This window comes from Comamonas sp. BIGb0124, assembly GCF_003752175.1.
Taxonomy (GTDB): domain Bacteria; phylum Pseudomonadota; class Gammaproteobacteria; order Burkholderiales; family Burkholderiaceae_C; genus Comamonas_F.
On sequence record NZ_RJVF01000009.1, the window covers coordinates 483905 to 496988 of the forward strand.

Consider the following 13084-nt stretch of genomic DNA (forward strand, 5'->3'; position numbering starts at 1 on the left):
ACGCCGCCCAACGCCGCCCCGCCATGAATCCGAAAATCATCCTCGAACTGATCGACCTCCAGAAAAGCTATGGCGACCTCTCGGTCCTCAAGGGCGTCAACTTCCGTGTCCGCGAGGGTGAACTGGTGTCGATCATCGGCCCTTCGGGTTCCGGCAAGAGCAGCATGCTGCGCTGCTGCAACCTGCTCGAGCAGCCGACGGGCGGGCAGATCGTGTTCGACGGCCACGACATCACCCGCGAAGGCGTGAACATCAACCGTGTGCGCCAGGACATGGGCATGGTGTTCCAGCAGTTCAACCTCTATCCCCACCTCACGGCGCTCGGCAACGTGGCGCTGGCGCTGCGCTGCGTCAAGAAGCTCGGCAAGGCCGAGGCCCACGAGCAGGCCATGGCCGCGCTCGAGCAGGTGGGGCTGGCGCACAAGGCGCAGGCCTATCCGGCGCAGCTCTCGGGCGGACAGCAGCAGCGCGTGGGCATCGCCCGTGCCGTCGCGCTCAAGCCCAAGATCATCCTGTTCGACGAGCCCACCAGCGCGCTCGATCCCGAGCTGGTCTCGAGCGTGCTGGGCGTGATGCGCGAGCTGCGCGGCACCGGCGTGACCATGCTGGTCGTCACCCATGAAATGGGCTTTGCACGCGATGTCTCGGACCGCGTGATCTTCATGGACGGCGGCCAGGTCGCCGCCGACGACACGCCCGATCGCGTCTTCTCGGGAACCGGCAGCGATCGGCTGGCGACGTTCCTGTCGCGTTTCCATGGCGAGCAGGGCTGATGTGACATGAGCACCACCGGTTTCTCCTCGCTGGTCGAGACTTTCTTCAACGCCGGCATCGTCGCGAAGACCGCCCCGCTGATCCTGGCCGCCGCCTGGCAGACGCTGGCGGTGGGCCTGCTCATCGTCGTCACGGGCGTGCTGGCCGGCATTCTTCTGGCTTCGGTGCGCTACGCCACACGCAGCCGCGTGCTGCGCGGGCTCATCGTGGCCTATGCCGACATCATGCGGGCCCTGCCGCCGCTGGTGCTGCTGATCCTGGTCTACTTCGCGTTGCCCTATGTCGACATCGCGATGGGCGCCGTGATGGCCACCTGGCTGTGCCTGTCGCTGGTGCTGGCCGCCTTCATCGAAGAGTGCGTGTGGTCGGGCCTGTGCACCACGCCGCCCGGCCAGATGGAAGCCGCACGTTCGACCGGCATGACCTGGCTGGCCGCCATGCAGCACGTGGTGCTGCCGCAGGCGCTCAGAACGGCGCTGCCGCAGATCACCAACCGCTGCATCGCCACCGTCAAGAACACGGCACTGGGCTCGGTCATCGGCTTCAGCGAGGTGCTGGGCACCGCGCAGGTCGCCAGCAGCGACTTCGCCAACCCCACGCCGCTCACGCTGTGCGCGGCCATCTACATCCTGATGATTTTCCCCATCGTGCTGCTGTCGCGTTATCTCGAAACCAAGGCGGGCCACCGGTCATGAGCGACATCCTCGACACCTTCTTCAATGCCGCCATCGCGGCCCAGGTCTTGCCGTTTCTTGCAGACGGCCTGTTCATCACGCTGCAGCTGTCGCTGCTGACGATTCCGCTGGGACTGGCCGGCGGCCTGGCGCTGGCGCTGCTGCACAGCCAGAGCGGCAGCCGGGCCTGCCGCATCGCCGTCAACGTGTACGTGGATTTCTTTCGTTCGTTTCCGCAGCTCGTGCTGCTGATCTTCGTTTCGTTCGCCACGCCTTTTCTGGGGATCGATCTGCCGCCCATCCTGTCGCTGGCCATCAGCTTCACGCTGTCGACCTCGGCCTACTACTGCGAGATCATCCGTGCCGGCATTCAGAGCGTGCCCGGCGGGCAGACCGAAGCCGCCCGCTCGACCGGCATGTCGACCGTGCAGGCCCTGATCCATGTCGTGCTGCCGCAGGCCCTGCGCAACGTCACGCCCGACCTCATCGGCAACAGCGTCGAGATCGTCAAGGCCACCTCCATCGCCAGCGTGCTGGGCATGTCCGAGCTGCTCTACAACGCCCAGTCGGCGCAATCGGTGCTGTTCAACCCCACACCGCTCACCCTGGCCGCGCTGATGTATCTGGCCTTGCTGTGGCCCGTGGTGCGACTCATCAGCACGCTGGAGGGGCGGCGGCGCCGGAGGCATTGAGGCGAGGAGGGCGGCGAAACAAGCCGGGATTGATCGTCTCCAAGACCCGCTGCGCACACCGGATCATCGCGTCCAGATAGCCGTCCATGATTTCATCGCTGAATTCGATCCTCATGTCGAGGGCCGAATGGGTGGCATCCATCAAAAGCAGCAACGCGCTCATCTCCATGAGCTCGCCCGTCACCGCTTCATCCATCGACGGGCTCTCGCTGGCCAGGCGGTAGGCCCGCTCGCCGGTCTTGCTGGCCCATTGCATCACCAGGCACAACTGAAGATCCGTGGGCCGCTCGTCGCGCGGGCATTCGCCGCCGAAGAGATGGCCCATCGTGGCCAGCACCGCCTTCAACTGCAGGAGGTCGATGATGAGGGCGTCGTTGACATCGAAGGAGTCGCAATCGGGCGTGGCATGATGAGACATGTTTTTGTTCCTTGTCGGGTTCATGAACAGAGAGAGCGATTCGGCTTGCGCTGCGTTGCTCTCGATTGAAGCCTCACCGTGTTCGAGACGGTGGGGCTTCGGTTTTTTGGGGGGCTTGGCCGGTGGAACTGCGGGCCGCTCCCCTTTGTTGAAGGCCTGCTGGCACCAGCTGCCATGAGCAGGTATCTCCTGTGGATGTGAGTACAAGGCGCTCGTTGCCCCTTTCCGTTTGGTGTCCAGCGATGTCTCAAGCCACCGATGTCACTTTCGCAGAGCGATGTCTTTGTGTCTTCCAACTAAAGTTGGAATCTGCGTTGCAGGCGTGCGGGGGGTGTTCTGCGACGACTGCGAAGGTCACGCAGGAATGAAGAAAAGCCGGACTTCAAGGCTGAGCTTGAGCGCAACTTCATCAGTCGGCTGGGGCTAGGGCAGCGCGTCAGCCGACGTTGAGGGTTTTAAAGGGTGCCTCTGAGTTAGGGGTTAAACCGTCCGAGGTTGCCGCCTATGGAGGTACCCCCGCTGGGGGAGAGTGCAGATAGCTCGCCGTGTACCGGTCGACAGCCTTCGGCCAAAATCAGCAGGACCCGACGCGTTGCACAGCACGGACTGTGCTGTGCAACGCTGATTTTTCCATTGCGCAGGCTGTGTCAATCCCGTGTCGGCATCGCGGCCTCTGCCTCCGCTTGACTCGCAATCCATGCTTCAAATCTCATTAGCGCCAAGTTGCCAGATTGCCTGGCAGGCCATCTGAGAAAGTAACCGCGGTTGGCCTTCCAGCCCACGGCGCTCAATCGAACAAGCTGGCCGGTATCCATTGCGCCACACACAATGTATTTCGGTAACAACGCAATACCGATGCCGCCCATTGCGGCCGACAGCGCCAAGGAGGCCTGAGCGTATACAGGGCCTTGCTCAGCCCTTTCCGCTAGGCTTGGGCTGCTCAAACCAGAGGCTTTGATCCAAGCGGTCCAGGCACCCACCATGCTGGTTCGTATCAATGGGGCGTTTGACAGCAGATGCATCAACTCATCCGTAGACAGCGCGCCATTCGAGTCTCTCGAAACGCCGGAGCGTTCGATGAGGCTGGCGCTGGCGTAGGGCTGGTACACCAGCGAGAGGATCTCGCGCGCCTTGATACTTGGAGTGGCACCCTCGCATAACTCGATTGCGGCGTCATCGTTGCTGATCAACGCGTTCTCGCCGTCGATCCGGTTGGTGAGGTTGAGCATGATGTCCCGGTGGCACTCGATAAAGCTGCTCAGCCGCGGCATCAACCAGAAATTGGCAAAAGCCGACGGCACCGCGATATTCAATCGATGCCCGACTTCGTCGCCAGCGACCGCGCGCATGGCTGCGCGTTCGAGCTGATGCAGAACAGTCGAGATGTCTTCCCAGTAACGTAGCCCTGCCTTCGTGAGTTTGAGTCCACTGCGGTCCCGCTCAAACAGTTCAATGCCCAAGGTTTGCTCCAGCGCCTGGATGTGATGGCTGACGGCGCTCTGTGTAAGTTTCACAACCTGTGCAGCTTTCGTGAAGCTCAGAAGGCGAGCGCTCGCATCGAAACACCTGAGAGCGGTGGTTGAGGGCAAATGGTGCATGCATCGATTTTATGAGGGCAGCCATTACGAATATCCGTTTGCGCTGCGATTAAGGGGTTACTACCATTCGCTGCGACTCCCAAGAGCGCCCCGATGCGCCGCTGTGCAAACAGGCGCCTCAGGCCAAGCGATTGACGTCAACTATTCAAACCAATGGGGACACATCTTGAACAAAGCGAATCATCGAACCTTGATCACTGTCGGGAAATTGATCGGGTTTGCCTTAGCACTGCCTGTCACCTATGCGTCCGCTGAGACGCCGGTCTATCCCAACCGGGTGATTCAGCTGATTGCACAGCAGCCGCCCGGTAGCCAGTCCGAGGCCATCAGCCGGGTGTGGGCCGACTGCGCGTCGCGTGAGCTTGGACAGTCCATCGTGACTCTCAACAAACCAGGCGCCAATGGCGTGCTTGCGACAAATTTCTTGAAAAGCCAGCCAGCCGATGGCTACAACATCATGACGGTGGGGATGTCGCAGATGACGATAACGCCCTATATCTACAAACAGCTCCCGTACAGCCCGCAACGAGATTTCGATGGCATTACCGTGCTGAGCACTTCACCGTTGCTGCTGGTTGCTAGCGTCCAAAGTGGCATCAAGCAGTATTCGGACATTGCCGCGGTAGCGAAGAAGGCGGCCGGCGGAATCGATTTCGGATCCCCTGGTAAAGGAAGCCCAGCGCATCTGCTGACCGCTGGTGTGGCGCAGCAACTGACGGTGGAAAGCACGCATGTGCCCTTCGTTGGGGAAGGCGCGGCTGTGACAGCGCTAATGGGCGGTCAGATTCAGATCATGACGGTGACCTCCGGAACCGCCGCGCCGCTGATCAAGGACGGTCGGATGATTCCGTTGGCCATCTACACGGAGGCCCGCGATAAGGCATTCCCGCAGGTTCCAACCATCCTCGAGCTGACCGGCTCGAAGGAAATGGCGTTGCCGGGATGGCTGGCGCTGGTGGCCAAGGCCGGAACGCCATCCGATGTGTTGAAGAGGCTTGGCGACGTGACTGCCAAGTGCGTTGCTTCCGAGGCGTACGGCACCCGTATGGAGGCCATCAATGCCGTTCCCGTGAAATCGTCCCCTTCCGACGTGAAACTCTGGACGGACCGGTATACGGCGGTTTTTAAACCCATGATCGAAAGGTTAGATCTTGCTGAGTGATACGGCCATGGACAGTGACCGCTGCGGTGTACCGCCATCTGAACCCCGGATCACAGTTCAGACATCCTTAGACCATGGCGGCGTGTTGATGGGTCTGCTGGAAGATGGGATTGCGGTTTATCGGGGCATTCGGTATGCGCAAGCCCCTTTTGGAGTTCTGCGTTTCGAACCGCCAGAGCCCGTAATGCCCTGGGCCGGTGTCAGGCCGGCGTTGACCTACGCACCCGCCTCTCCTCAGGCGGCGCGTGTACCGGGTGCTTCGATGTTCGGCGCGGAAGACTGCCTAGCCCTGAACATCTGGGCACCCACTGATGCGGCCGATGGTCGCCCAGTCATGGTATGGGTTCCCGGCGGCGCCTACATGCGTGGCGACGCTGCCGATCCGGTGTACGACGGGGCCGCCTTCGCAAGGAACGGCATCGTCTTCGTGTCGGTGAACTACCGCGTGGGCGTGGATGGCTTCATGGTGGTGCCGGGAACTCAGGCTAACCGTGGGCTACTTGACCAGATTGCAGCGCTTCAATGGGTGCAAGACAATATTGCGGCGTTCGGTGGCGACCCCTCCCGCGTCACCGTTGCCGGCGGCTCCGCTGGCGCCGGCGCTATCGCATGCCTGATGGGCATGCCCTGCGCCGAAGGGCTTTTCCATAGAGTGATCCTGCAAAGCCCGAGCCTGGCCACCCACACGCCCGCCGAGGCCGATGTGGCGGCGACCGCCATTGCTGCGCTTATGGCCGTGCCGCTGACTCGGGAAGCCCTCTCGGCAGTGCCGTTGCCGGCTTTGGTGGCTACGCTCAAGCGGCTGGCGGACGACCCCGCCCTGCGCCGAAGCTTCGGATTCAACACGCGCAACTTCTTTCCGATCAGGGCCGTAGTGGACGGGACGGTTCTCACTGCACCACCCTTGCAGTCAATGGCAAATGCATGGGCCATTCGTTCGCCCAGACTTTCAGTGCTGGTCGGATGCAATCGCGAGGAGATGCGACTGTACGCCGTTCCCACTGGTGCCATGGAGCGCACCACCGCGGCCGATCTGCAGGAATTTGTGCGTGATGTGGGCATGACCGCCGAGGTGGCATGCCGTTACGCCATCGATTCGACCACTGGCGCAGGACGTTCACCGGGAGAGGCACTCTGTGCCATGCAGTCGGACTACTTCTATCGCGCCCCCGCCCGCAGGATTGCCGAAATTGCCAGCGCTGCGGGAATTCCGGCCTACCTCTATGAGTTCGATTGGTCATCGCCGAAATACGACGGAAGATTGGGTGCGGCCCACGGCATCGAGATCCCATTCGTCTTCGGGCAAGTAGCCACAAGGGCTGGTGATGAGATCGCCGGGCCAGGTGCGCCGGTTTCGCTTGCCAGAACAATGCACGACGCCTGGGTTGGCTTCGTCAAAGAGGGGTGTCCCGGTTGGCCATCGCATGGCACCGCAAGCGCTTCCCTCATGCATTTCGATGTTCATTGTCAGTTCGGCGAAGATCATCGCGGCATTTGTTGACGAACGGGTCGGCGTCATTGACCCAGGCCAGCACGATCACTTTGCAGGCGGCATGGAACCGGAAGAACAGCCGATACTGCTGGAAGAACTTGGCGCGGAACCAGTGCTTGTGGACGTCACCCAGCGTGTTGCCTTGCCGAAACTCAGGTCGCGCCGGATCTCGCGGGATCTCGTCAAACGCCAGCTTGGAGATCGCTGTCAGCCGTTTCGTCGCATTCTTCTTGACGTACCCGATCGGGTCTATTTTTCGCAGTGCCTCCACTTGTCGGTTCAGGCTTTCAAGCTGATCGACGAACAATGGATGAGCAAAGACCGCCCAGCCATGAATGACCAAAGGAACAGCGAGGGGTGCCGCCTTCATTCATCATCCGCTGACAGCGCCGCATCCAGGTCAACCGCGATGCCACCTGTCAGCGCGTGAATGCGTTCCACCAGGCCTGCATCCAAGCTCTGCAGGCGCTCGGGATGGTTGGTGATGTCTTGAGCCAGGAAATCGAGAAATTTTCCGATAGCAGGGTCGGCATCCTCGGTGGCATCGACACGCGTCAGAACCACTTCACCACTGAGGCGAACGGTGTAGCGAATCTTGTCGCGCTTGCCCAGGCGCAGGGCTCGGCGCACGGTTGCCGGAACCGTGGTTTGGTGGCGGTCGGTCAGCGTGGATTCGGCTTCAAGTGTCGCAGGCATGGCGAGGTCTCCGGAAAGGTATGGGGCATGGTTATGCGATTGCATTGCCTCGTCAAATCAGGCGCAGGGAAGGCCGGTGAATAGGCCCCGACGAGCACGGCGCGCGTGAGGCAGGTGTTTCGAGTGCTGTGTTGCGATGTCAGTCGGTGCCGATGTCAGATGGTTTGACTCAAGCGCTCAGACAACGGTCTGGCTTCCCGCATGGTGGAGTTTTTAAGATGATTGATTCATAGATTTGCATATTTCAATAAAAAGACTAACATCTATGAATGCCTCGTCAGAACACCCCTCCCTCAGACTACCCGCGAGCCGTGCTGCACCAGATCGAGCAGCTTGCGCAGAACATCGTCATCGCCCGCAAGCGGCGCGGCGAGTCTCAGGCTCAATGGGCCAGAAAGCTGGGCATCTCGCAGCCCACCATGGCGCGCATCGAGCGCGGTGACCCATCTGTCGCCATGGCCTCGTATGTGATGTGCATGTGGCTGATCAATCAAGCCGGCGGGCTGGCCAACCTGATTGCGCCGCAGAACGATCATGCGTCGCTGGAGCAAGAAGTGGCCAAGGTGCGAGCCAGGCGAGGCAAGTCTGTGGGCGGTACAAAAAAGCTGCCCGATATGGCTTCGCCAAGCGTCGTATCCGGTCTGGCGGCCCTGCTGGCCAAGTCGGAGCTTGAAAAGATATGACCCGGCCCGCCATCAACGCGGTGTCGCCGCGCACCTACATACCGCAAGACAGGCTCTATGTGTGGGCGATGATCAACCCTTTGTCGCCTACGCTGGTGGGCGAGGTCGGTCTTTCGCGCCTGGTTGCCGACTGTGCCACCTTCACGTATGCGCCAGACTGGCGGAACTTGGCACTCAGCGAAGACATGCCCATCATCCTGGGGCAGATCTTCACTACCGGCGAGAGAAACACCGCTCCCGGCGCGCTCGACGATGCGCGCCCCGACCGTTGGGGCGAGCGCATCATTCGCCACATCGACAGGCCTGCGCGACTGTCCATTCTGGAAATGCTGCTCTTTGCAGGCGACGACCGCTTTGGTGCACTGAGCATCTCCACCTCGGCAGAGCAATACATTCCTCGCGACCTCGGGCCGTATCCACAGTTGAAGGATCTGGCTCAACTGGCCGCAGCGGTGGACGATGTCCAGACCCAGGCTCCCGTCACTGAAGACATCCGGCGTCTGATCCAGCCAGGCGTCACTCTCGGTGGCGCGCGGCCCAAGGCATTGCTGCAGACGGATAACGGCGCATCCGTCATCATCAAGTTCGGCGAGCTGGACGACCCCGTGGACACGCCACTCATCGAACATGCCACCATGACGCTGGCGGCCCGGGCCGGCCTGTCTGTCGCCCAGACTGCCGTACTGCCGCTTCCGCCACGCTATGGCAAGGCGCGGCATGCGCTCACGATCGAGCGGTTCGACCGCATGGGCCCCTATCGGGTGCACTGCCAGTCCGCTCACACTGCCCTGCGCGCTGCAGGCCTGGAGCACAGCTACGGCAATCTGGCCACCATCCTGCTGCGCCTGGGCCACCCGGACCGGCAGATTGCCATGCGCGAGGAACTGTTCAAGCGCATGGTCTTCAACATCCTCATCGACAACACCGACGACCATGAGCGCAACCACAGCATCAGTCTCAACCTCGCCGATGGCTACCACGACCTCACGCCCGCCTACGACGTTGTGCCCAGCTTGCAAAACCTGGGCTATCAGGCCCTCATCGTGGGCACCGCAGGTTCGGAATCGAGCCTCGAAAACGCACTCACCCAGATCAATGAATACGGCATCAAGATGCCCCGCGCCATAGCGTTGATGAAAGAGGTGGCCTCCGTCGTTGATCAATGGGCAGCGCATTTCATCGAACGGGGCGTCAGTCCGGGCGACATGGAATTGCTCACGGCCAGCATCGACCGCGATGCACTCAAGCAGCAGAGACAGGCCCTTTTAGACGCTCGCGCGTAGCGTGTAGAACGACATGGTTCGCTCGACAAAACCAAAGTCCGCAGGGGTCGTCAGCGCAAGGCGCCTTCTTCACTCATCATCGGCCGACAGCGCTGCATCCCGTTCAACCTCAATACCGTCTGTCAGTGCGTCAATGCATTCCACCAAGCCCGCATCCAAGCCCTGCAGGCCGCCCTGAATCCAAACTAGTCTTTCTCGGACAGCCGCCCCGCAGGCCAAAAGGCCATCGCGACAGCCGCCAGCGCGAACACGGCCATGACGCCGACGAGGGCGATGGGCGTACCGTCCGATAGCCAGGCGAGCAACAGCGACGAGACGATGCCGCTGCCGTACTGCAGAGCCCCGATCAGCGCGGCCGCGGAGCCGGCGCGCTCGGGTGCGCCGTCTAGCGTAGAAGAGTGTGACGCACAGCGTGTAGCGCATGAAGAGCGGCTGACGAAGCAACACGGCATAGTCGCTCAGCGCATGCCAGACCGGCGTGGTCGCGCGACGCGACGGGGCATGGGTTTCGGGCAGCCGGCGCAAGCACAGCAGCATGAGCATGCCAACGGCGGCCAGCAGCCAGAAAATCGCATGCCACGTGGTGATGCGGATGATCTGGCCTCCGAGCAGCGGACCGACGATCGGCGCGATGGCCATGATGACGGTGAGGGTCGAGAGCATCTCGGCCGCGCGAGTCCGGCCATAACAGTCGCGCACCATGGCACGCGCCAGCATCGGCCCGGTGCAGGCACCGAAGGCCTGGAACATCCGCCAGAACACGATCTCGCCGATCGACTGCGAAAGCGCACAGCCGATCGATCCCACGATGAACAGCGTGATCCCGATCAACAGCGGCTTGCGCCGCCCGATGCGGTCGCTGATCGGTCCCCAGATCAGTTGGGCGATTGCGAATCCGATCAGGAAGCCGGTGATGGTCAGCTCGACATTGCCCTGAAGATCGCGTTGCATTTGCGGCATTGCAGGCAGGTAGATGTCGGTCGACAGCGAGGTAAAGGCCATCAACGCGCTCAGCAACGCGATGAAGAACCCTGCAGAGATGCCGCCCGGCGCACGGGGATCTGGGTTGCAATCTGGATCGCGAGGAGCGATGGCTTTGTGGTTCATGGCGATCACGGGGGGGCCTCGAACGGGCTTCGACAGTCAAAACGAAAAAGGGGGCTCTCACCCCCTTTTGATCCGTCGCCTGGCTTCAACGCGCAGCAGGCAGTGCGTAGGCAATGATGTAGTCGCCTCGATCGCGAGGGCTGCGTGCAGCGCCTCCTGCGTTGATGACAATGAACTGGCGGCCGGACGGTGCGGTGTACGACATGGGCGTTGCGTTGGAGCCCACCGGCAGGCGCGATTTCCAGACCTCTTCACCCGTCTTCGAGTCGAACGCACGCAGGTAGTAATCCTGGGTTCCGGCAAAGAACACGAGTCCCGATGCCGTTGCGACCGGACCCGCCATGGGGGGCATGCCGATCGCAACGGGCAGCGGCGATACGAAGCCACCGGGAAGCGCGCTGTCCTTGATCGTTCCGATGGGCCGCTGCCAAACGATCTTCTTGCCGACCAGGTCGATGGCCGTCATCGTGCCGAACGGCGGCTGATTGCAAGGAATGCCCAACGGCGACATCAACGGACCTTGCTTGATGGCGAACGGCGTACCGGCTTGTCGTGCCATCGACTCGCCCGTCCGCAGCTTGCGCGAAACCGCATCGAAATCGGCAGACGGAACCAGTTGGTAGCGCTGTGCCATGCGGATGTCGGTGGCATAAAGAATGGCACGTCGTTCGTCGATTGCTCCGCTTCCCCAGTTGAAACCGCCGAAGTTGCCCGGATATTGAAGCGACTCGACGGTGCTCGGCGGCGTGAACTCACCTTCGTAACGCAGACGCTTGAACTCGATGCGGCACAGCATCTGATCGATGATGCTGGCACCCCACATGCGTTTCTCGGTCAACGGTTCGGCTCCGACTGCAGGCATGCCGACCGAGTAAGGCTGGGTGGGAGCGGTCCAGTCGCTCGGATCTGCGCCGCCCGGAACGGGGCGTTCCACCACTTCGGTGACGGGCTCGCCGGTCTGGCGATTCAACACAAAGATCTGGCCCCGCTTGGTCAACTGGATCAGGGCCGGAACCGTACCGGTTTCAGTGGGAATGTCGTACAGCAGGGGTTGCGAAGAGACATCGTAGTCCCACAGATCGTGGTGCGTGGTCTGGAACTTCCAGCGAACCTTGCCTGTCTGGATGTCGAGGGCCACCACGGAAGAGCTGTGGGCTTCGCTTTCCGGGCTGCGCTGGCCTCCCCAGTAGTCGGGCGTCTGGTTGCCGGTGGGCAGGTAGATCAGGCCCAATGCGTCGTCGAAAGACGGTGTGCTCCAGACATTGGGCGTGGTGCGCGTATAGGTCTTGCCCGGTTCGGGGTAGGACGAGTTGTCGGGATTGCCCAGATCCCAGGCCCAGGCGAGATCGCCGGTCATGGCATCGTAGGCCCGCACCACACCGGAGGGCTCGTCGACGGACCGGTTGTCCCACACCCAGCCACCGACGATGATCTTTCCGCGCATCACGGTGGGAGCGGACGTCGGCAGGTAAAAGTAGGGCTCGATGTGGCCCATGCCGATGGTCAGGTCGACTTCGCCGTTCTTGCCGAAGGTCGTGCACACCTGGCCCGTGGCCGCATCCAACTGGATCAATCGCGAATCGAGCGTGCTCAGCACGATCCGTGCGCGGCACAGCGCAGCAGCCGGCTCGGCAGAGCCGTTGCTGGCGACAGGGGCGGGTTCTGCCTGCACATAAGCCAGCCCGCGACAGCGGTTGCGACTTCTGTTGGTGTTGTTGCCGCCAAAGATATCGGGATCGAAACTCCATTTTTCAGCGCCGGTCTCGCCGTCGATGGCGATCACTTTGTTGTACGGCGTGCAGGCGTACAAGGTGCCGTCGATCTGAAGCGGCGTGTTCTGGTCTTCCGCGCCGGGACCCGCCACGTGTCCGGTCCGGAAGGTCCAGGCGACTTCGAGGTCTTTCACGTTGGCCGGTGTGATCTGCTGGGCGTCCACATAGCGGGTACCGAAGGAGTTCTTGCCGTAGTGCGTCCATTGGTTGCCCTGCCCGGGGCTGGTCGGCGTCAGGTTGCGCTCTGCCACAGGGTCGAGGATCTGACCATGGGGCTCGAACATCTGCAGCAATCCCACTGCCGAAAAGAGGACGAGCACGAGGCACACCGCGGCAGATGCGCGTTTTCCACGACCTTGCAGCAGGCCCGGAGCCACCAGCGAAGCCAGGATACACAGCACCAGGATCCAGCTCAGACGGGGCACCAGACCCCAGAAGTCGAAGCCGACCTCCCACACCGACCACAGCACTGTGGCGATGGCGATTGCTGCAAGCACCGCCAGGGCGACGGGCTTGCGGCGAGCGAACAGCGCACCCGTCACGCACAGTGCCAGCCCTGCGCAGAAATAGAACGCAGACCCATCGAGACGGATCAGGTACGCACCTCCGACCAGCAATACGAGTCCCACCAGGAAATGGAACAGCCCCAATGCCTGAACGGCTAATTTTTTCATTTCGTCTCACAGCCTTTCGTTGAATACATCGCCTGACCGCACGTCGCCGCAGGGAGGCT

General features: G+C 61.8%; 12 protein-coding genes and 1 pseudogene. 7 read left to right on the plus strand and 6 right to left on the minus strand.

The features are described from left to right. The first annotated feature begins 23 nt into the window (after positions 1–23). Genes EC845_RS08370 through EC845_RS08380 form a run of 3 tightly spaced genes read left to right on the plus strand, consistent with a single transcriptional unit; the run spans position 24 to position 2140 of the window. On the plus strand, positions 24–773 hold the full coding sequence (locus EC845_RS08370) for an amino acid ABC transporter ATP-binding protein (RefSeq protein ID WP_123297063.1): 750 nt from the start codon (positions 24–26) through the stop codon (positions 771–773). A 6-nt stretch (positions 774–779) separates the two neighbouring features. Next, positions 780–1469 carry an amino acid ABC transporter permease gene (locus EC845_RS08375; protein ID WP_123297065.1) on the plus strand — a complete coding sequence of 230 codons (690 nt, stop codon included), beginning with the start codon at positions 780–782 and terminating at the stop codon, positions 1467–1469. Then, the gene (locus tag EC845_RS08380) at positions 1466–2140 is read left to right on the plus strand and encodes an amino acid ABC transporter permease (protein ID WP_123297067.1); all 675 of its coding nucleotides are present in this window, start codon (positions 1466–1468) and stop codon (positions 2138–2140) included. The genes EC845_RS08375 and EC845_RS08380 overlap by 4 nt, the downstream gene beginning before the upstream one ends. Here EC845_RS08380 and EC845_RS08385 read toward each other — a convergent pair. Together EC845_RS08385 and EC845_RS08390 are read right to left on the minus strand one after the other, a co-directional pair. Further along, complete coding sequence (locus EC845_RS08385; RefSeq protein WP_123297069.1) at positions 2103–2558, minus strand: hypothetical protein; 456 nt, start codon at positions 2556–2558, stop codon at positions 2103–2105. The genes EC845_RS08380 and EC845_RS08385 overlap by 38 nt on opposite strands. Before the next feature lie 647 nt (positions 2559–3205). Next, the gene (locus EC845_RS08390) at positions 3206–4156 is read right to left on the minus strand and encodes a LysR family transcriptional regulator (protein ID WP_123297071.1); all 951 of its coding nucleotides are present in this window, start codon (positions 4154–4156) and stop codon (positions 3206–3208) included. 166 nt (positions 4157–4322) lie between these two features. Between EC845_RS08390 and EC845_RS08395 the strand changes: the two genes are divergently transcribed. Next, on the plus strand, positions 4323–5318 hold the full coding sequence (locus tag EC845_RS08395; protein WP_158615654.1) for a tripartite tricarboxylate transporter substrate binding protein: 996 nt from the start codon (positions 4323–4325) through the stop codon (positions 5316–5318). A 7-nt stretch (positions 5319–5325) separates the two neighbouring features. Beyond that, the gene (locus EC845_RS08400) at positions 5326–6819 is read left to right on the plus strand and encodes a carboxylesterase/lipase family protein (RefSeq protein WP_123297074.1); all 1494 of its coding nucleotides are present in this window, start codon (positions 5326–5328) and stop codon (positions 6817–6819) included. Between the two features lie 7 nt (positions 6820–6826). Here the strand turns inward: EC845_RS08400 and EC845_RS08405 are convergent. Together EC845_RS08405 and EC845_RS08410 are read right to left on the minus strand one after the other, a co-directional pair. Then, positions 6827–7180, minus strand: a pseudogene (locus EC845_RS08405) (type II toxin-antitoxin system YhaV family toxin); the annotation flags it as partial. Continuing rightward, positions 7177–7506, minus strand: a complete 330-nt coding sequence (locus EC845_RS08410) for a type II toxin-antitoxin system PrlF family antitoxin (protein WP_123297078.1) — start codon at positions 7504–7506, stop codon at positions 7177–7179. The gene EC845_RS08410 and the pseudogene EC845_RS08405, both read right to left, overlap by 4 nt. 311 nt (positions 7507–7817) lie before the next feature. Between EC845_RS08410 and EC845_RS08415 the strand changes: the two genes are divergently transcribed. Continuing rightward, positions 7818–8189 carry a helix-turn-helix domain-containing protein gene (locus EC845_RS08415; RefSeq protein ID WP_233597987.1) on the plus strand — a complete coding sequence of 124 codons (372 nt, stop codon included), beginning with the start codon at positions 7818–7820 and terminating at the stop codon, positions 8187–8189. 20 nt (positions 8190–8209) lie between these two features. Next, entirely contained in the window at positions 8210–9472 is a 1263-nt protein-coding gene (locus tag EC845_RS08420; RefSeq protein WP_233597988.1) for a type II toxin-antitoxin system HipA family toxin, read from the plus strand. Between the two features lie 69 nt (positions 9473–9541). Here the strand turns inward: EC845_RS08420 and EC845_RS08425 are convergent, their stop codons facing one another. Next, positions 9542–10579 (minus strand): Bcr/CflA family efflux MFS transporter, encoded by a 1038-nt coding sequence (locus tag EC845_RS08425; protein WP_199739754.1) that lies wholly within the window; start codon positions 10577–10579, stop codon positions 9542–9544. An 85-nt stretch (positions 10580–10664) separates the two neighbouring features. Next, the gene (locus tag EC845_RS08430; RefSeq protein ID WP_123297084.1) at positions 10665–13025 is read right to left on the minus strand and encodes a membrane-bound PQQ-dependent dehydrogenase, glucose/quinate/shikimate family; all 2361 of its coding nucleotides are present in this window, start codon (positions 13023–13025) and stop codon (positions 10665–10667) included. Positions 13026–13084 lie beyond the last annotated feature (59 nt).